Raw genomic sequence first — 19,971 nt, forward strand, 5'->3', positions numbered from 1 at the left:
GTTAGCAAGGCAACAAAAACGGGCCGTCACTGTAGCGATGGCCCGTGGGAATGGCAATCGGCCCTTGGTCGGGCCGGCCCGTTGATTATTCCTGAACCGGTGTCAGAGCGATCCGCAAAGCTTCGACGGCCGCATCCCGCGCAGCCACGTCGGCGAACGCCGGGCTGTCGCCGACGCACTCGCCTTCCAGCCAGACGCTGAAGCTCAGGTCTTCGCTGCGCACATCCAGCGCCTGACCCGATTGCAGCTGCTTGGTCACCTGGCCCGCGGTCTTGCCGTCGGCGAAGTTGCGCGAGAGCAGCAATTGCTCGCCATCGGCGGCCAGCAGACGGAAACGGAAGCTGCCGTCGTCTTCACGGAAGCTGACGAAACGTGCGGCTTTCGCAGCCTTCTTCTTGGTGGTTGCGGCCACCTGAACCTGATTGACGAAGGAGCGCAGGCCGACCGCCTCGCGCAGTTCGTTGAGGAACGGCGTCGCTACCGCACGGGCCTTCTTGGCGCCGTGTTGCAGGATGTCTTCCAGATCCGCCGGACGTTCGATCAACTGGTGATAACGCTCGCGGGACTCGCCCAACTCGTTGTCCAGCAGCTGGAACAGACGGTTCTTCGCCTCGCCCCAACCCAGACCGCCCAGCAGCTCGCTGCGGAACTCGTCGGCCTGCGTCGGCGTGGAGAACGCCTGGAACAGGGTGAACAGGTGCGAATTGTCAGGATCCTTCGCTTCGCCCGGCGCGCGGGAGTCGGTGACGATGCGCGAGATCGCGTCCTTCATTTCCTTGGCGCTGGAGAACAGTGGAATGGTGTTGTCGTAGCTCTTGGACATCTTGCGACCGTCCAGGCCCGGCAAGGTGGCAACGCTTTCCTCGATCAACGCTTCGGGCATGGTGAAGAACTCCTTGCCCTGGCCGAACAGGTGGTTGAAACGCTGGCCGATGTCGCGGGCCATTTCCACGTGCTGGATCTGGTCACGACCGACCGGCACCTTGTGTGCGTTGAACATCAGGATGTCCGCTGCCATCAGCACCGGATAGCTGTACAAGCCCATGGTGATGCCGGCATCCGGGTCTTCGCCGGTCTCGACGTTCTTGTCCACCGAGGCCTTGTAGGCGTGGGCGCGGTTCAGCAGGCCCTTGGCAGCGACGCAGGTCAGCAGCCAGGTCAGCTCGGGGATTTCCGGGATGTCGGACTGGCGGTAGAAGGTCACGCGATCCACATCCAGGCCACCGGCCAGCCAGGTCGCGGCGATTTCCAGACGCGAGCGCTGAATGCGCAGCGGGTCATCGCACTTGATCAGGGCGTGATAGTCGGCCAGGAAGTAGAACGAGTCGGCATTGCTGTCGCGGCTGGCGAGAATCGCCGGGCGGATGGCGCCGGCGTAGTTGCCCAGGTGCGGGGTGCCGGTGGTGGTGATGCCAGTGAGGATGCGGGTACGGTTCGTCATGGGTAATCGCTTGTCAGACTGCAATCAATTCGAGAGACGCGGCAGGATCAGATCCTTGAGATCGGTCAGCTTGCCATGAAAAAAGTGTCCGCATTCTGCCACTTTCAGCAGCTCATGGGGGCGCTGGAGTTTGTCAGACCAGTCGTAGACCAGCTGCGGATCGATCACTTCGTCGGTTTCCGGCTGGATCACCGTGAGTTCGCCCTGCTGCGGCAACTGATCCTGATCGCCCAGGCGCATCACCGCCGGTGCAACCATGAACAGGTGCTTGAGCTGTACGCCCTGGGCTTCGAGTCGGCCGTCGAGACTTGCTGCAACAAATCCGCCGAAGGAGAAACCAAACAGGGTCAACGGCAGATCCGGGTGTTTTTCCAGCAGCCAGGCAGCGGCTGCCTGGGCGTCATCGACTTCACCGCTGCCCATGTCATGGGAACCTTCGCTGGCACCGACGCCACGATAGTTGAAGCGCAAGGTGATCAGACCCGCGTCACGCGCGGTGCGCTGCAGGGTCGAGACGACCTTGTTGAGCATGGTGCCGCCCTGCACCGGGTTGGGATGGCAGATCAGCGCGATGCCGCGCGGCTGCTCGTTATCCAGGTACAGACTTTCAAGTTGACCCACCGGGCCATCAATCACTACAGGGGTTTCACGCATCAGCAAGGAAGGAACTCCGTGACCTCGAATCGGGTCGACTCGTCTAGCAAATTGTCTGTGCCAATCTATTGCGAGTGAATCGCGGTATACAGCGCAGGTTCGAGCCGTTAACGTAAAGCAAAGCCGTTTATAGAGGAAGGACTCGTGGAACACTCGCTCTTAGTTTGGTTGTTACCGACTCTTGCCCTGGTTGTGGGTGTCGCCATTGGTTTCCTGATCGCACGCGTTGCGCCGAACGCCGCGCCCAGCCGCACACAGCGTCAACTGGACGACATTCAGGAACGCTTCGACAGTTATCAGAACGAAGTGGTGACCCACTTCAACAGCACCGCCAATCTGGTCAAGAAGCTGACCCAGAGCTATCAGGAAGTGCAGGATCACCTCGCCGAGGGCGCCAATCGCCTGGCCCTGGACGAACAGACCCGTCAACGTCTGCTCGCCTCTCTGCACGCAGAGGCTGCGCAGGCCCCACGCGAACGCCTGACGCCACCGCGCAATCAGGAGCCGCCGCGCGACTACGCGCCGAAGACTCCAAACTCGCCGGGCATGCTCGATGAGCATTACGGCCTGAAGAAGTAATCAGTCTTCAGCGCAAAAAAAGCCCCCGGACAATCACTTGTCCGGGGGCTTTTTTGTGCCTGACGATTACGGATACTGCTGAACCGTACCCGGCTGCTGTTGCTGCTGACCACCGTACTGCTGGCCCGGAATCGCCTTCAGGTTGACTTCAACGCGACGGTTCTGCGCCCGACCGTTGACGTCACCGTTGCTGGCAATCGGATTATCCGGGCCGGCACCGCGGGCCGACAGGTTGGCACCGCTGACACCTTGCGAAGTCAGGTAGGTCGCCACGCTCTGCGCACGACGCTGGGACAGGTCCATATTGTGCTGGCGGCTGCCCGTGCTGTCGGTGTATCCGACGATCTCGATCTGGTTCTGGCTGAACTCCTTGAGCGAGCCGGCCAGGTTGTTCAGCGGCTGGTAGAAGCTTGGAGCGATGTTCGCCGAATCGGTGGCGAAGGTGATGTTGCCCGGCATGATCAGCTTGATCTGATCGCCCTGACGCTGCACCTCGACACCGGTGTTGGCCATGCTGGCGCGCAGCTTCTTCTCTTGCTGGTCGGCGTAGTAACCGTAACCGGCTGCCGAAGCACCGACGACGGCGGCACCGATCAAGGCGCCCTTGCCGCGGTTGTTGTGGTCGATGGCAGCACCGGCCAACGCGCCGGCCAGTGCGCCGAGGCCACCGTATTTGGCGGTTTTGCTCATGCCCTGGGAGCCGCCGTCGGCCTGGCCCTGATTGTCATACGGGTTGGGCGAGGCGCAGCCGGACAGCACGGCGACGGCAGTAGCGACAATAATCAAACGACGCGTGGTGAACATGGAGAGCTCCTACTTTTTGCATTCTGTGGTGCAACGGCCGTTTGGCAATGGACCTTTGCGGGCGTTGGATCATGACAATGCACAAAAATTCCACCGCGCACTCGTGACAAAATGTTTAGGCGCGCACGAACGGATTTTCCCGCATTTCATCGCCCAGACGCGTGTCCGGGCCATGTCCGGCCACAACGATCGCGTCTTCATCCAGTGTGTACAGCCGCTGCTTGATCGATCGCACGATGGTCGCCTGATCGCCGCCCCACAAATCCGTGCGCCCTACTCCGCGCCGGAACAACGTGTCGCCGGCAATCAACAGCTTAGCCTCGGAAAACCAAAAGCTCATGGAACCGGGTGTATGTCCCGGCGTGTGCAGTGCCACGCCGCAGCCGCAGGCCAGTTCCTCGTCGTCGCTCAGCCAGCGATCCGGTGACGGCACCGGGGTGTAGGGCACGCCGAACATCTGGCATTGCATTTCGAGGTTGTCCCACAGGAACTGATCTTCCTTGTGCAGGTGCAGGGTCGCGCCGGTTTTCTCTTTCATCTGACCGGAGGCCAGGAAGTGATCAAGGTGCGCATGGGTGTGGATGATGCTCACCACTTTCAGACCCAGCGCATCGAGGCGCGCCATGATCAGATCGGGATTGCCGCCCGGGTCGACGACAATGGCTTTTTTCGTGACCGGATCGCCGATGATCGTGCAGTTGCACTGGAGCGGGCCGACGGGGAAGGTTTCGCGAATCAGTGCAGGGCTGGGAGCAGTCATGAAAAATCCTGGACGAACGGTCGTGAGGCTTATTTCAGAATTCTACTGCACAAGCCGATACAGATCGCCCGGTCAGTTATTTGACGCCACTAATCCGAAAAATGATGGCTCAATGATGTCAAATGTATTGTTTCTGGTGCAAAATCGCATTTTTTTGTAGCGGTCGCATTCAGGAAGGGCCGCAGCGCACTCAGGAAATCCCCGCATGCCTACGCCCAAGACTTACTCCATTTCGTTCCCCGCTACTCTGACCGGCAATGCCACTGTTGACAGCCTCATTTCCGGCACCTACTGGCTGGGATCCAACTGGGGTAAAGGTGGAACCAGTTTGAGCTATAGCTTCATGGCTCCTGGTACCTCGTACTTCGTCACCGACTACAGCCCCGACAATGAATACAACGCGCTGTACGAGCTCACCCCGGGTCAGAAGGCGGCGGTGAACTACTCACTGGGGACTTGGGCAGCCGTCACCAATCTCAACTTCAGCTTTACCACAGACACGCTGACCAACGTGGGCGACCTGCGTTTCGGCGGCTATCGGTTGATGGACAACAAGACCGCTGCCTGGGCTTATTTCCCTGCCAACACCCCGGCCGGTGGCGATGTCTGGATTGGCCCGCAAACGGGCGAAGCCACCCCGCTGAAGGGGTCTTATGATGTCATGACCTTCATCCATGAGATCGGTCACGCACTGGGTCTCAAGCATCCGTTCGACGCCAGCTCGACCAACAAGACACTGCTGGATCCTTCACTGGACGACGTTCACTTCACGGTGATGAGTTACAGCAGCAATTACTCGTACCAGCCGACGACACCGATGGTTCTCGACATCATCGCGATTCAGAGCCTGTATGGCGTCAACACGATGTGGCAGACCGGCGACAACGTCTACAAGTGGGCACCTGACCAGTCGATTTTTGAAACCATCTGGGATGCCGGCGGTAACGACACCATTGATGGCAGCAATCAACTTGCCTCCGTGAAAATCAACCTGAATGAAGGGGCCTACAGCCAGATCGGCAAGACCTTCACTGACCTGAACACTCAGGCTGCGATCAATGACGGCCTGGCGATTGCCTATGGCGCAAAAATCGAGAATGCCATCGGCTCGGCATTCGATGACGTCCTGATCGGCAACGCACTGAACAACACCCTTAACGGCATGGCAGGTGCAGACTCCATGACCGGGGGCGACGGTAATGACACCTACTACGTCGATAACGCCGGCGATACCGTGGTTGAGCTTGCAAACGCCGGCTCGGGTATCGATACCGTCATTTCTTCCCTCAGCTACACCTTGGGCAACAATGTCGAAAACCTTACGCTGGTGGGCACCGACAATCTGACAGCCACCGGCAATGCGCTGAACAACGTATTGAACGGCAACAGTGGCAACAACTTCATTGATGGTGGCGCCGGCGCGGACTTCATGGCCGGTGGCGCGGGCAACGACACCTACATCGTCGACAATGCCGGCGACGTGGTCAGCGAAACCAGTACCGTAGCCGGTGAAATCGACACCGTTCGCTCTTCGGTCAACTTCATCCTGGGCGCTAACCTCGAAAACCTCACCCTCACCGGCACTGGCGACATCTTTGCCTTGGGCAACTCGCAGGACAACGTGCTGATCGGCAACGACGGCAACAACCAGCTGTCCGGCGCCGGCGGCCTCGACACCATGATCGGCGGCAAGGGCAACGACACCTATGGCCTCGATCAGGCCGGTGAACTGGCCCTGATCCAGGAGCTGGCCAACGAAGGCACCGACACCCTGCTTCTGACCTATGCCGCCACCTCGCAGATTGTCGATATGACCATCAGCAACCTGCAGAACGTGGAAAACGTGACAGTGCTGGGCAGCGGTGCTTTCGCAGTACTCGGCAACAGCCTGGACAACGTGCTGATCGGTAATGCCGACAACAATGTTCTCAACGGCGGAGCGGGCGCAGACACCCTCAATGGCGGCGCAGGCAATGACACCTATGTAGTCGACAACGTCGGTGACGTGGTTATCGAAAACGGCACCTCGGCGACGGAAATCGATCAGGTTTACTCCTACATCAACTACACCCTGGGCAATAACGTCGAAAACCTTTCGCTGGTGGGTACTGACAATATCAACGCGACAGGCAACGCCCTGAACAACGTGTTGAACGGCAACAGCGGCAACAACATTCTCGACGGCGGAGCCGGCGCGGACTTCATGGCCGGTGGCGCCGGCAACGACACCTACATCGTCGACAATGCCGGCGACGTGGTCAGCGAAACCAGCACCGTAGCCGGTGAAATCGACACCGTTCGCTCTTCGGTCAACTTCATCCTGGGTGCCAACCTCGAAAACCTCACCCTCACCGGCACTGGCGACATCTTTGCCTTGGGCAACTCGCAGGACAACGTGCTGATCGGCAACGACGGCAATAACCAACTGTCCGGCGCCGGCGGCCTCGACACCATGATCGGCGGCAAAGGGAATGACACCTATGGCCTCGATCAGGCCGGTGAACTGGCTCTGATTCAGGAGCTGGCCGACGAAGGCACCGACACGCTGCTTCTGACCTATGCCGCCACGGCGCAGACCAACGTCGTCGACCTGAACCTCAGCAACCTGCGCAACGTCGAGAACGTCACGCTGCTGGGCAGCGGCAACTTCACGCTGACCGGTAACAGCCTGAACAACACCCTGATCGGCAACGCCGACAGCAACATTATCGACGGCGGTGCCGGCGCGGACTTCATGGCCGGTGGCGCGGGCAACGACACCTACATCGTCGACAATGCCGGCGACGTGGTCAGCGAAACCAGTACCGTAGCCGGTGAAATCGACACCGTTCGCTCTTCGGTCAACTTCATCCTGGGCGCTAACCTCGAAAACCTCACCCTCACCGGCACTGGCGACATCTTTGCCTTGGGCAACTCGCAGGACAACGTGCTGATCGGCAACGACGGCAACAACCAGCTGTCCGGCGCCGGTGGCCTCGACACCATGATCGGCGGCAAAGGTAACGACACCTATGGCCTCGATCAGGCCGGTGAACTGGCCCTGATCCAGGAGCTGGCCAACGAAGGCACCGACACCCTGCTTCTGACCTATGCCGCCACCTCGCAGATTGTCGATATGACCATCAGCAACCTGCAGAACGTGGAAAACGTGACAGTGCTGGGCAGCGGTGCTTTCGCAGTACTCGGCAACAGCCTGGACAACGTGCTGATCGGTAATGCCGACAACAATGTTCTCAACGGCGGAGCGGGCGCAGACACCCTCAATGGCGGCGCAGGCAATGACACCTATGTAGTCGACAACGTCGGTGACGTGGTTATCGAAAACGGCACCTCGGCGACGGAAATCGACCTGGTTTACTCCTACATCAACTACACCCTGGGCAATAACGTCGAAAACCTTTCGCTGGTGGGTACTGACAATATCAACGCGACAGGCAACACCCTGAACAACGTGTTGAACGGCAACAGCGGCAACAACATTCTCGACGGCGGTGCCGGCGCGGACTTCATGGCCGGCGGCGCCGGCAACGACACCTACATCGTCGACAATGCCGGCGACGTGGTCAGCGAAACCAGCACCGTAGCCGGTGAAATCGACACCGTTCGCTCTTCGGTCAACTTCATCCTGAGTGCCAACCTCGAAAACCTCACCCTCACCGGTACTGGCGACGTCTTTGCCTTGGGCAACTCCCAGGACAACGTACTGATCGGCAACGACGGCAATAACCAACTGTCCGGCGCCGGCGGCCTCGACACCATGATCGGCGGAAAAGGTAACGACACCTATGGCCTCGATCAGGCCGGTGAACTGGCCCTGATTCAGGAACTGGCCAACGAAGGTAACGACACCCTGCTTCTGACCTATGCCGCCACCTCGCAGATTGTCGATATGACCATCAGCAACCTGCAGAACGTGGAAAACGTGACAGTGCTGGGCAGCGGTGCTTTCGCCGTGCTCGGCAACAGCCTGGACAACGTGCTGATCGGTAATGCCGACAACAATGTTCTCAACGGCGGAGCGGGCGCAGACACCCTCAATGGCGGCGCAGGCAATGACACCTATGTAGTCGACAACGTCGGTGACGTGGTTATCGAAAACGGCACCTCGCCGACGGAAATCGACCTGGTTTACTCCTACATCAACTACACCCTGGGCAACAACGTCGAAAACCTTTCGCTGGTGGGTACTGACAATATCAACGCGACAGGCAACGCCCTGAACAACGTGTTGAACGGCAACAGCGGCAACAACCTTCTCAACGGCGGTGCCGGGGCGGATACGCTCACCGGTGGTGCAGGTGCGGACACGTTTGTCTTCGGTGGCGTCAACGAAATGGGTACCGGCAGCAACCGCGATGTCATTACCGACTTCAACAGTGCGCAAGGCGACAAGATCGACCTGACGAAGTTCGACGCCAACCTGCTGACCGCAGGCTTCAACGGCTTCACCTTCATCGGTGCGAGCGACTTCACCGGCGCCGGCCAACTGCGTTTCGTCGACCACGTGCTTTCGGGCAACGTCAGCGGCAACGCCGGTGCGGACTTCGAAATCCAGCTGGTGGGTGTAAACAGCTTCAGCGCCACCGATCTGGTGGCCTGATACAACCCGACATCCGACCTGTTTTCACAGGTCGGATGCCAACAAAAACGCCCCGATGATTCGGGGCGTTTTTGTTGGCGTCGATCGAGCCAAAGACCTAGCTCAGAACCCCGAGCTCCTTGGCCCTCGCCACTGCCTGTGTGCGCCGCTCAACCCCCAGTTTGCTGTTGATATGACTGGCGTGGGTTTTCACGGTATGCAGCGAAATGAACAGTTGTTCGCTGATTTCCTGATTCGAGCATCCTTGGGCAATCAGACGCAGGACTGCCAGTTCGCGACTGCTCAACTGTTCAGTAATCGGAGAATCCTGCACCGTGCGCAACGCTGGCGGCGGGAAGTGCTCCAGCAGTTGCTGACCGACAAGACCCGGTGCGTTCAGCGACAGTTGCCCGCGCAACCAATCGGCGTGGTCTTTGACCAGGCACTCGAATGGCTGCAACACCCCGCCACTGGCTGCTTCCATTGCCTGTGCCAACGCTTTGCGGGCCTCGGGTTCGCGATTGTTCACCAGCAGCGCCACCTTCTGCGTCAACGCCATCACACTCAACAACTGGCGCCCGGTCTGCTGGCCGTTTTCCAACAGTACATTCAACCGGCCTTCGGCCAGCATCGGTTGCCCCTGAATGACATCCAGCAGCGCCTGCTGCAATTCGACATGCAACGGCAACTGCGGGTGAAACTCCGGCGGTGCCGCGGCGCGTTCGCCGGTGTAGGTCTGCCCCAGACGCGCCAGCCAGGCCTCGGCCAGGTCAATCCGCCCCTGCGCCAGCCACAGCTCGCATTTGACCAGCGTGATCATCGCCAGGTAGTAGATCGGCGGAACATCCCAGATGTGCATCAGACGCTCGGCTTCGGCCAGTTCGGCAAAAGCCCGGGCGTAATCCCCGCGGCTGCCGTCGAGCCGGGCAATCACACAGTGACCAATCAACACGCTGATATCACGACAGGCGCGCGCTTCACTCAGGCCGGCCTGCAATCGCACTCGCGCCGCGTCGGGCTGCAAGCGCATGGCCAACAGAAACCCCTCATACAGCGTCAATCGCGCGCGCACGGCATACAAACGCTGCGCCGACAATCCGCGCAGACGCTCGAGGCCCTGATGCACTTCATCGAGCGAGCGCACTATCTCCCCCCGCGCCTGCAATACCCGGGCACGGTCGTAGTGGGCCAGCGCTTCGAACAGTGGATTGCCGACCCGCTGCGCCAGCTCCAGAGATTCGCGGTTCAAGCCCCGGGCGCGCCACAGATCGCCGTCGGCAATCGCCAGGTTGGACAAAGTCGACAAACACATCAGGCGCTGGCCGTAGCGTTTGGCCGGCAGGCTTTCCAGCGCTTCGCTGCAATACTCGATGGTCTGCTCGCGATGCCCTCGGCCACGGGCGATGATGCCCTTGAGCGCCAGCCATTGGGCCAGCATGGATTTCTGCGCGGTGGCCGACGGCGCCGGCAGAAACCGGCTCAGGTGACTGGCGAGCTCTTCGGCCGCGTCGAGCTGACACGCCAGCCCCAGCGCCCAGCTGTACAACACGATCAGGCGTGGCGTGCTGATCAGCAGACTGTCAGGCAAGTCCATCTTCCAGCGCAGCAACATGCCGACGTTCTGCTCGGCGAGCAGTTGTTCCTCGGACAGGTTCTGCACCAGATTCGCCGCCACGTCCAGGTGCCCTGCCCGCAACGCCTGCTCCACGGCCTCATCCAGCAGACCCTGGGCATTGAACCAGCGACAGGCGCGCAGGTGCAGTGTTGCCGCGGGGACGATCGCCCGGGCGATCGGCCTGCTGCGCAACAGATCGGAAAACAGATGGTGATAGCGATACCAGTGCCCGTGCTCATCCAGCGGCACCAGAAACACCTGATGCGCCAGCAGGAAGCGCAGAATCTCGGCACTGTCGTGGGATTCGCGCACCGCGTCGCATAACTCGCTGCAAAAGCGTTCCTGCGGTGCGGTGTCGTAGAGAAACGCCTGCACCTCGGCCGGCAGGCAGTCGATGACTTCTTCCAGCAGGTAATCACGGATCAGCCCTTCCCCGCTGTTCAAGGCCTGCGGCAACGCTGCGTCACTCCCGGCCTCGGACACCGCCAGCAACCAGAAGCGCAGCCCGGCCACCCAGCCTTCGCTGCGCTGGATCAGGTTTTCCAGGGCCTCGCCGCGCAGCGAGCTACTGTGACGGTCGAGCAACGCCAGGGCTTCGTCGTGGGTCAGGCGCAGATCCTGTTCATGCAGTTCCAGCAACTGTCGCGACAGGCGCAGACGGGCGAGATGCCAGTCCGGTCGCTGACGGCTGGTAACCATGACCAGCAGGCCATCGGGCAAATGATTGAGGAAAAATTGCAGGCAACGGTCGAGTACCGGCCCTTGGGCGAGGTGGTAATCGTCCAGCACCAGCAACAGGGGCGAGGTCGGTTGCAGGTGCAGGGCCAGCTCATCAAGCAGGCCGTCGAGCCATTCTTCGAAGGCGAACGGCTGATGACGCTGACGCATTTTCAACAGGCCGAGTGCACGGCTGCCGAGTTCCGGGAAGTAGTCCTGCAAGCCTTCGAGCAAGCGCTCGAGAAAGCGCCCCGGGTCACTGTCCCGGGCGCTCAGTCCCAGCCACAGGCTTTGCCAATGGCCCGGCAGGCTTTGACAGAACTCCACGGCCAGCGAGCTTTTGCCGAACCCGGCCGGGGCGCAGACCAGCAACAGACGTCCACCGAGCCCGGCTTGCAGGCGCTCGCAGAGGCGGGGTCGCAGTACGTATCCGTCAGGCAGCGGAGGACGGAAAAAACGTCCGTCCAATGCCGCGACGGCAACGCTTGCGGGACCCGGAAGTGGGGACAGATCAGTCATGGCCGGCTCTTGTTTGAATGGCTGTTGGCGGCGTAGCAGATGTCCGCAGACTAGCCTTAAACGGCGTACATATGAAGTTGTTGCTACAAATGGCTACAAAATCACGACGCAAAAAAACGCCCCGAACCAGTCGGGGCGTTTTTTCGAGGATGCGGCCTCGGGTTACAGCTTAGCGGATACCGTCCTGGCCCAGGTTGCCTGGCTGGAATTCGCTTTTACTGGCAGAGAAGCCGAAGTCATACGCTGATTTCTCTTCGTTCTTCATGCCCAGTGCCAGATAGCGACCCGATTGCAGGTCATACAGGGTTTCCAGCGCGTACCACGGCACTTGCTTGTCGTAGTAGTCCTCGGCATGGGCCTCGGCGACACGCCACAGCTGACCGCGACCGTCGTAATGGTCGATGACGGCTGCCTGCCAGGTATCTTCATCGATGAAGAAGTCACGTTTGGCGTAGATGTGACGCTGACCCGGTTTCAAGGTTGCCACCACATGCCAGACGCGACGCAGCTCGTAACGAGCCAGGTCCTGATTGATGTGGCCGGCCTTGATGATGTCGGTGTACTTGAGCGTTGGCGAATCGATCTTGTAGCTGTTGTTGGCAATGTACATCTCTTTCTTGCCTTCAAGCTTCCAGTCATAACGATCCGGTGCACCGTTGTACATGTCCAGGTTGTCGGAGGTACGCAGACCGTCCGCCGCTGTGCCCGGACCGTCATAGGACACTTGTGGCGCCTGACGTACGCGACGCTGGCCGGTTGCATAAACCCAGGCCTTGCGCGGCTCCTTCACCTGGTCGAGGGTCTCGTGCACCAGCAGCACGGTACCTGCCAGACGAGCCGGCGCTGTCACTTTCTGCTTGAAGTAGAACAGCACGTTGCCCGGGTTGGCCGGATCGTAATCCTTCATCTTGTCGCGGAACACGAACTGATCCTGGAAATACACCAGGCTGAACGAGCCGTTGGTCTGCGGCGTCGCCTGGGTCACCAGACGGGTCACGCTGCCACCGCGATAGCGAGTGATGTGGTTCCAGATGACTTCCAGACCGTCTTTCGGGATCGGAAACGGTACGGCAGTCTGGAAGTTTTCCAGACCGTTGCCACCGGCCACCAGCGTGGTGGTCGTGGCGTTTTTCCTGATGGCGGCGAACACGTCATCCGGCACGGTGGCACCGCGATGGGACGGGTAAACCGGCATCTTGAACGTGTCCGGGTAACGCTTGAACATCGCGTACTGGCCCGGCGCAAGCTTGTCCTTGTACTGGTCGACGTTCTGCGCGGTGATGGTGAACAGCGGTTTCTCACTGCCGTATGGATCGGACAGGAAGCCTTTGCTGTCGACGGTGCCGGCATTTTTCGCCAGCGGTTTCCAGGCCGGGATCGAACCGTCGGCGTTGCCCGCCATCTCGGCACCCATCGGGGTCAGGCTCTTGCCCAATTTGTCGGCCTCGGCGGCAGGGACCGCCGCCATCACGCTGGTCGCCAGCAGCGAAAGCCCCAGAACACCGGCGTGGAACAGACTCTTTGTTATTTTCATATGGTTGTTCGTCCTGAAAAAACTGTGCTTAGAAGTTCACGCCAACACTGAGGGCAACGAAGTCGCGATCATCCACCGTGCTGTATTCACCACCAAAGAAGTTGGTGTAGGCCAGGCTTGCGGTGTAAGTGTTCTGGTATTCGGCATCAAGCCCGAGGCTGATGGCCTTGCGGCCTTCCTCGAAGTTGCCGCCAGGGCCTGGGGAGTAACCCTTGACGTCGTGGGACCAGGCCACGTTCGGCTTCAGGTTCACGCCGGCGAACACGTCGCTGTAATCCCAGATGGCACGAGCGCGATAGCCCCAGGAAGTGGCGGTGGTGAAGCCATTGTTGTCGCAATTGCTGGAGCGGTTGCTGGTCGAAGCGCCAGGGCCGGCACCGTTGATGGTCGAGGTGTTGAGGATCTGCGAGCAGGTATCCAGGCCGCCGGTCGCCGGCAGCTCACCCGGACCGAAGACCGGATCGCGGCCGTAACGGGCTTCGGACTTGCTCTCGAGGCCGCCGACGTGAGTCACACCGACTTCACCCACCAGGGTCAGACGGTTGGCGCCCATCACCTGATCGAAGAAGTGCGTCAGGGTGGTCTGGAGCTGAGTGATTTCCTTGCGGTTGTAACCGTGCAGATCCTGGCCCGGAACACCATTGAGGATCGAGGCGTTGGTCAGCGCGCCGCCCAGCGGACGCACACCGGCGAACAGGATGTCGGTGGAGTTCAGTTGCACTGGCGCGTTCGGCCGGTAGCTGATCTCACCACTCCACGCCGTGCCGGTAGGCAGGGTGGTGGAGAAACTCAGACCGTAGAGACGAATGTCCTCTGGATACTCGATGAAATACTCGGAGTTACCCGCTACCACCAGAGGGCCCAATGCCTGGAACGGGCCCGGGAGCGCCTTGACGCCGTTGTAGATGGACTGTGGCGCACCGGTTGCGCTGAAGATCGGCGCCCGGCTGTGGTAGTTCATGAAGTACGCACCGAACTCGGTGGCCAGCGGATCGAACATGTACTTGGCGGACACGCCCCACTGCCCGCTGTCCCGCGCATTGCGGTTCGGGGAGCGACGCACCAGCACGCCTTCTTCGTTGACGTCGACATTGGCGGCTGCCAGCGGGCCGAGGGCAACACCCGGAATGGTCGAGCGCTTGTTCAGCACGCGCAGGTTGTCGTCGCAACCGGTGGTGACGATGTCAGGCTGGGAGAAGAACGTGCCGCAGTTGTCGGTCACGGTCTTCTGCCAGTCGATCTGGTAGAAACCTTCGGCCGACAGGTTTTCGGTGATGCTCTGGGACAGGTAGAACATGTTGACCGGGATCAGGCCTTCCTTGATCTCGGCGCCCGGACGGCGGAAGGCGGAAACGTCGATCGGGTTGATCGAGTTGATGCCGCCACCGATGAAGGTACTTTCACCCCAGTTCACCACCTGTTTGCCCAGACGCACCGAACCCGGCTCATCGGCGATGGAGTAGTTGTGGTAAACGAAGGCATCGAGGATCTGGCCACCCGAAGAGCGGGCTGCCACGTCGCGGTTATGGTTGCTGACGTCCTTGTATTCCAGATCCTGGTTCTGCAGCGCGAAGTCGTACCAGTATTTGCCCCGGACGAAGACACCGGTGTCGCCATATTTCAATTCGAGGTCGTGGATGCCCTTGAAGATCTTCGAGAAGGCTTGACCGCTCTTGAAGTTCAAGTGACCGTCGTCGGAGGTCTGGGACAGGCCCCGGCCGCCGTTGTTGACACCAATAAGATCCTTGTTCGGCTGCTGGGTCGAAATACTCATGCCCAGGGAGAGCGAGGAGTCGAACTGGCCTTCGATTTCACCGACGTTGAAGCTGACGCCGAATGCGGGCCCGGCGAGCGTGGAGGCAAGACTGACCGCCAGAGGCAGTTTCGCCCGGCGCCAGAACTGGTTTACTGAGGTCATCGACGCTACTCCATGTGCATTATTGTTATGGCAGTGAGTACTTTTAAAAACGCCTGAAGGACCGGGCGCCAGAGGCCTCCCGAAATCACTTCAATGTTGCATCGCCCCGTGTGTGCGTGTGCCCCGTTTCTAAAAATCCTTGAGCGGACTATAGCCAGCAGGTGGTACTGCTTGATCCCTCTAAAGTGTGATTTGCAGCTGCCGGCCACTCTGGAACAGTCCTTTCGCCAGTCCGACACATGTCGGCACGGCAAGGATGGCTGAAAATTCGGATTTAACAAGCCAAGCGCTTGCTTGGTGGGTCTGGCGCGCCGTTTTCGGCGCGCCAGGGGACGCTCAGAGCGTCGAGAGGAAGGTGCTGTTATTGGCCTGCCATTCGGTGATGTCGAGGCGGATGCGCTTCTTGTCGAGCTTGCCGACACTGGTCTTGGGAATTTCAGTAACAAGGGCGATCTGACTCGGAATCGCCCACTTGCTCAGGTGCCCCAGTTCCACGAACGGCTTGAGGTGTTCCTTGAGCTCACGGGCCCCGATGGCGTGCCCTTCGCGGATCACCAGCAAGGCAAACGGGCGCTCGCCCCACTGCGGATCGGCGATGCCCACCACTGCTACTTCACGTACCGCGACGTGGCGACTGATCAGGTCTTCGAGGTCCAGCGAGGAAATCCATTCGCCACCGGTCTTGATCACGTCCTTGATCCGGTCGCGGATGTCGATCACACCCATGCTGTCGAGCGTGGCGACGTCCCCGGTGTGCAGCCAGCCGCCGGCCCACAGCTCGGCGCCCTTCTGCGGTTCGTTGAAATAGCCTTCGGTCAGCCACGGTGCACGCAGCACCAGTTCGCCCTGGGTTTCGCCATCGGCCGGCAGGAAGTTGCCGTCGCCGTCGACGATGGCCGCTTCGACCAACGGCCCCGGCACGCCGGCCTTGATCCGGTAGGTGGTGCGTTCGTCTTCGGTGCCCGCCATCAGCTCGTCGTTCAGATGCGCGCACGAGACCAATGGCCCGGTTTCCGACATGCCGTAGGCGGCCGTCAGTTGAATGCCCTTGCTCTTGGCCGTTTCGTACAGCGTGCGATTGAGCGCGCTGCCGCCGATGACGATTTTCCAGCCGCCGAAATCAGTGCCTTGCGCGCTCTTGGCGTTGAGCAGCATTTGCAGGATGGTCGGCACGCAATGGGAGAAGGTGACCTTCTCCTTGCGCCACAGCTCGACGAGGAATTCCGGGTCGTAACGCCCCGGATAAACCTGCTTGAGCCCGAGCATGGTCGCCACGTAAGGCAGGCCCCAGGCATGCACATGGAACATCGGGGTGATCGGCATGTACACGTCGTTGGTGCCCAACAGCCGCACACTGTCGATGGCGCCCATGATGGTCGACACGCCCATGGTGTGCAGCACCAGTTGCCGATGGGTGAAGTACACGCCTTTCGGATTGCCGGTGGTGCCCGTGGTGTAGAACGTGGTGGCGACCGAGTTTTCGTCGAAGTCCTGGAAGTCGTACTGCGGGCTCGCGGCCGCCAGCAACTGTTCGTACTCGCCGACCAGATTCGGCAGATCCGCGGTTTTTTCCGGCAGATCGGTCAGCAGCAGGGTTTTCTCCACCGTCGTCAGGTGCGGCGCGATGGCCTGGTACAGCCCGACGAACTCGCTGTTGACCAGCACAAAGCGGTCCTCGGCGTGATTCATGGTGTAGAGAATCTGTTCCGGGGACAGGCGCACGTTGATGGTGTGGATCACCGCGCCGATCATCGGAATGGCAAACATGCACTCCAGGTAGCGATGGCTGTCCCAGTCCATCACCGCCACGGTATCGCCGGCCTTCACGCCGGCCGCCGTCAGTACGTTGGCCAGTCGCGCGACGCGTTCGATCAGCGTCGGGTAGCTGTAGCGCAACTGGTCACGGTAGATGATCTCGCGGGTTTTCTCGTAACGGGCGCCCGACATCAGCAGCCGTTTAATCAGCAGTGGATACTGGTAGGCCCCTTCAGCGGGCGGAATAACGCGAGTCTGCAACATAAGAATCCCTTTTCTGACTGCACGGTGTTGGCGTTGGAGTTTTGTACTCTAGAACCCTTATACGCCAGCCAAATCAGCCAAAGGAATGATTTGCAGAGCCGTACAAATGCTAGCTTTGCGCCAGCATTTGCCGGTATTCGTCACCGATCAGGCCGTTTGCCCTACCGCCGCTTCGGAAGGTGTGCGTGGGAAAACCACCGCCGCAAGGAAGGTCAAAGCGCCAAAACCGGCCAGAATCAGGTAAAGCCCCACAAAACCATGGCGCGGTTCGACATAGGCAATCAGCGGAATCGCCGTCGCACTGGCACCGAACGATAAACAGTAACGCAAGGCAAATACCCGCGACTGCCATTGCGGCGCGACGAAGTTGGCGACCATCGAATCGTTCACCGTCACCTGGCCGAACACCACGAACATGAACGCCGCCCCGACGGCGATCACCGCCCAGCCCTCGACATAAGCCAGCGCGAACAGTAACGGCGCCTGACACAACGTCAGCGCGATAAACGGCCATTTCAGACTGACGCGGTGCAACACCCGACCGATGCTCAACTGCGCAATCGCACCGAAGGCGTAAGCCAGACTGACCACCACACCAAGGGTTTGCGGTGAGGCGAACAGGTCATGCAACCGCTCCTGGAACAGTTTCGGATAGGTCATGGTGGTGGCGTTGAACACCACCCCGCCGGTGGCCGTGGCCAGCGCCAGCACACCAAACACCATGACCATCGAAATACGCTGGCCGCCGGCGCCCTTGAGCGCGGTGTGCGGGCGCTTGGGAATCGGCTCCTCGCGCACCTGCAAGGCAAAACCAATCCCCAGCACGATCGCCACCGCCCCCGGTAACAGAAATGCCGAGCGCCAGCCGAACTGCGCCACCAACAGCCCGGTGACCAGCGCCGAGAACGCCACGCCGAGGTTGCCCCACATGCCGTTGATACCGATCTCGCGCCCGCGATTCTGCGCGTAGGCCACCAGCATCGCCGTGCCGACCGGGTGATAGATCGCGGCAAAAATGCCGATCAGGGTCAGGCCGAGCACCAGCATCGTCGGGCTGTTACTGAGGCCAGTGAAGATTGCCGAGGCACCGATGCCGAAGAAAAACACCAGCATCATCCGCCGCCGGCTCCAGTGATCGCCCAGCCAGCCGGCCGGTAGCGAGCACGCGCCGAACGCGATGAAGCCACCCAGCGACAAGCCGATCAACGCGGCGTAGTCGAGGGCGAAGGCCTGGGTCATACCAAGCACGGCGGCGGGGAAAATCAGCATGAACATGTGATCGATCACATGGGCTGCGTTGATGTAGCGAATGACGTTTCTGGACTGGTTCATGACGGCACGCTTTACGTTGTAGTGAGCGCTCATGCTAAGTTGGCCGGAAAGCGCATTCCTGCCAACCAAGTCATCGAATCCGACATGTTGATCAGCCATTTCGAACACGGACCGGTCAGTGCCTATCCCCGGGACTATCTGGACGGCTCGCACCAGCCGCTGCACCTGCACCGCGAGGCGCAATTGCTCTATGCCGTGAACGGGGTGATGCGCGTGGTCACGGCGCAAGGTGCCTGGGTGCTTCCGCCGAGTCGTGCGGTGTGGATTCCGCCGGAAGTCGCCCACGAGATTTTCATGTCCGGCGATGTGCAGATGCGTTCATTGTTCATCGCACCCGAGCTGTCGCCGGCCAGCCTGCAACACTGTTGCGTGCTGGCAGTGACGCCGTTGCTGCGCGAACTGATCCTGCGCGCGGTGCAGGGCCCGCCCCACGCCGACAACCCGCTGATCCAGCAATTGATGCTGGAGGAACTGGCCGGCCTCGAAAACCTGCCGCTGCACATCCCGATGCCGAGCGACCGGCGCTTGCAAAGCATTTGCCTGGCGCTGCTGCGCACCCCGGATCATCCCAATACCCTGGAGGACTGGGCGCAGCAGGTCGGCGCCAGCTCGCGCACGTTGGCGCGGCTGTTCCAGCAACAACTGAAGATGAATTTCAATGCCTGGCGCCAGCAACTGCGCCTGATGGAAGCCCTGCCCCGCTTGCTCGCCGGGGACAGCGTGCAGAGCGTGGCGCGGGATCTGGGTTACGGCAGCGCGCGGGCGTTCAGCGCGATGTTTCGCCGTTTGCTCGGGGACAATCCCCGGGAGTACCTCAACGCCCTGAATCAGCTCAGCTCGATCAATGCATCTCGGTGAACGCGAGTTTCACGCCGATGGCGATCAGCACGGCACCCATGGTGCGGTCGAACCAGTGGCCCATGCGGGCGAAACCGGCGCGCACGCGCTGTTGGCTGAACAACATCGCCACCAGGCAGAACCAGGTGGCGGTCGCGGCAGCCAGGTAAAGCCCGTAACCGGCCTGTACCGCCAGCGGCGTGTGCGGGTTGATCACCACGGTGAACAGCGACAGGAAGAACAGCGTGGCTTTCGGGTTCAGACCATTGGTCACGAAACCTGAGGTGAAGGCGCCACGGGCGGTGCGTTCGCCGGCCTCTTTGTGCAAATCGTCGGTCACGGCCGGTGCCGGTTGCGCGCGCAAGGCCTTGAAGCCGATGTACAGCAGGTAAGCGGCGGCGGCCCATTTCAGGGCGTTGAACAACACGATCGATTGGGAAACGATCAGGCCGATGCCCAGCAGCGAATAACCAACGTGCAGGAAAATCGCCGTGCCCACGCCCAGTGCCGTCCAGGTACCGGCGCGACGACCGTGGGTCACGCTCTCGCGCACCACCACGGCAAAGTCCGGGCCGGGGCTGGCGACGGCCAGCAGGTGGATCAGTGCAACGGTCAAGAACTCGGTCCAGTACATGGGGGCTCCTTTCGGCCAAGCGTAACGTT

At 60.6% G+C, this 19,971-nt stretch carries 13 protein-coding genes; 3 read left to right on the forward strand and 10 right to left on the reverse strand.

The window, feature by feature from the left end:
- Nucleotides 1–85: 85 nt before the first annotated feature.
- A complete protein-coding gene (locus IF199_RS25015) occupies nt 86–1,441 on the reverse strand; it encodes a tryptophan--tRNA ligase (protein ID WP_102621239.1) in 1,356 nt (451 codons plus the stop codon).
- Nucleotides 1,442–1,465: 24 nt separating this feature from the next.
- Entirely contained in the window at nt 1,466–2,095 is a 630-nt protein-coding gene (locus tag IF199_RS25020; RefSeq protein ID WP_192561005.1) for an alpha/beta hydrolase, read from the reverse strand.
- Between the two features lie 144 nt (nt 2,096–2,239).
- On the opposite strand from IF199_RS25020, the gene IF199_RS25025 reads away from it, so the two are divergent.
- Complete coding sequence (locus IF199_RS25025; protein ID WP_096822847.1) at nt 2,240–2,674, forward strand: Z-ring associated ZapG family protein; 435 nt, start codon at nt 2,240–2,242, stop codon at nt 2,672–2,674.
- A gap of 66 nt (nt 2,675–2,740) precedes the next feature.
- Here the strand turns inward: IF199_RS25025 and IF199_RS25030 are convergent, their stop codons facing one another.
- On the reverse strand, nt 2,741–3,478 hold the full coding sequence (locus IF199_RS25030) for a YiaD family glycine zipper/OmpA-like lipoprotein (RefSeq protein ID WP_096822848.1): 738 nt from the start codon (nt 3,476–3,478) through the stop codon (nt 2,741–2,743).
- 115 nt (nt 3,479–3,593) lie between these two features.
- Nucleotides 3,594–4,238: an MBL fold metallo-hydrolase gene (locus IF199_RS25035; RefSeq protein ID WP_192558959.1), complete on the reverse strand. Its 645-nt coding sequence runs from the start codon at nt 4,236–4,238 to the stop codon at nt 3,594–3,596.
- Nucleotides 4,239–4,443: 205 nt separating this feature from the next.
- Between IF199_RS25035 and IF199_RS25040 the strand changes: the two genes are divergently transcribed.
- Nucleotides 4,444–8,838: a M10 family metallopeptidase C-terminal domain-containing protein gene (locus tag IF199_RS25040; protein WP_192558960.1), complete on the forward strand. Its 4,395-nt coding sequence runs from the start codon at nt 4,444–4,446 to the stop codon at nt 8,836–8,838.
- A 97-nt stretch (nt 8,839–8,935) separates the two neighbouring features.
- Here IF199_RS25040 and IF199_RS25045 read toward each other — a convergent pair whose 3' ends face one another.
- The 5 genes from IF199_RS25045 to IF199_RS25065 all read right to left on the reverse strand — a co-directional run bounded on the left by IF199_RS25045 (nt 8,936) and on the right by IF199_RS25065 (nt 18,471).
- A complete protein-coding gene (locus tag IF199_RS25045) occupies nt 8,936–11,668 on the reverse strand; it encodes a winged helix-turn-helix domain-containing protein (RefSeq protein WP_192558961.1) in 2,733 nt (910 codons plus the stop codon).
- A 169-nt stretch (nt 11,669–11,837) separates the two neighbouring features.
- Nucleotides 11,838–13,202 carry a DUF1329 domain-containing protein gene (locus IF199_RS25050; protein ID WP_192558962.1) on the reverse strand — a complete coding sequence of 455 codons (1,365 nt, stop codon included), beginning with the start codon at nt 13,200–13,202 and terminating at the stop codon, nt 11,838–11,840.
- A gap of 28 nt (nt 13,203–13,230) precedes the next feature.
- Nucleotides 13,231–15,120: a DUF1302 domain-containing protein gene (locus tag IF199_RS25055; protein WP_096822786.1), complete on the reverse strand. Its 1,890-nt coding sequence runs from the start codon at nt 15,118–15,120 to the stop codon at nt 13,231–13,233.
- A 336-nt stretch (nt 15,121–15,456) separates the two neighbouring features.
- On the reverse strand, nt 15,457–17,139 hold the full coding sequence (locus IF199_RS25060) for a fatty acid--CoA ligase (RefSeq protein ID WP_192558963.1): 1,683 nt from the start codon (nt 17,137–17,139) through the stop codon (nt 15,457–15,459).
- Between the two features lie 147 nt (nt 17,140–17,286).
- On the reverse strand, nt 17,287–18,471 hold the full coding sequence (locus tag IF199_RS25065; protein ID WP_192558964.1) for an MFS transporter: 1,185 nt from the start codon (nt 18,469–18,471) through the stop codon (nt 17,287–17,289).
- An 84-nt stretch (nt 18,472–18,555) separates the two neighbouring features.
- Here IF199_RS25065 and IF199_RS25070 point away from each other — a divergent pair, with 84 nt between their 5' ends.
- The gene (locus IF199_RS25070; RefSeq protein WP_192558965.1) at nt 18,556–19,329 is read left to right on the forward strand and encodes an AraC family transcriptional regulator; all 774 of its coding nucleotides are present in this window, start codon (nt 18,556–18,558) and stop codon (nt 19,327–19,329) included.
- Here IF199_RS25070 and IF199_RS25075 read toward each other — a convergent pair.
- Nucleotides 19,313–19,942 (reverse strand): LysE family translocator, encoded by a 630-nt coding sequence (locus IF199_RS25075; RefSeq protein WP_096822784.1) that lies wholly within the window; start codon nt 19,940–19,942, stop codon nt 19,313–19,315. The two genes, IF199_RS25070 and IF199_RS25075, sit on opposite strands and share 17 nt — an antisense overlap.
- Between the last annotated feature and the right edge of the window lie 29 nt (nt 19,943–19,971).

It is taken from the genome of Pseudomonas allokribbensis, from assembly GCF_014863605.1.
Taxonomy (GTDB): domain Bacteria; phylum Pseudomonadota; class Gammaproteobacteria; order Pseudomonadales; family Pseudomonadaceae; genus Aquipseudomonas; species Aquipseudomonas allokribbensis.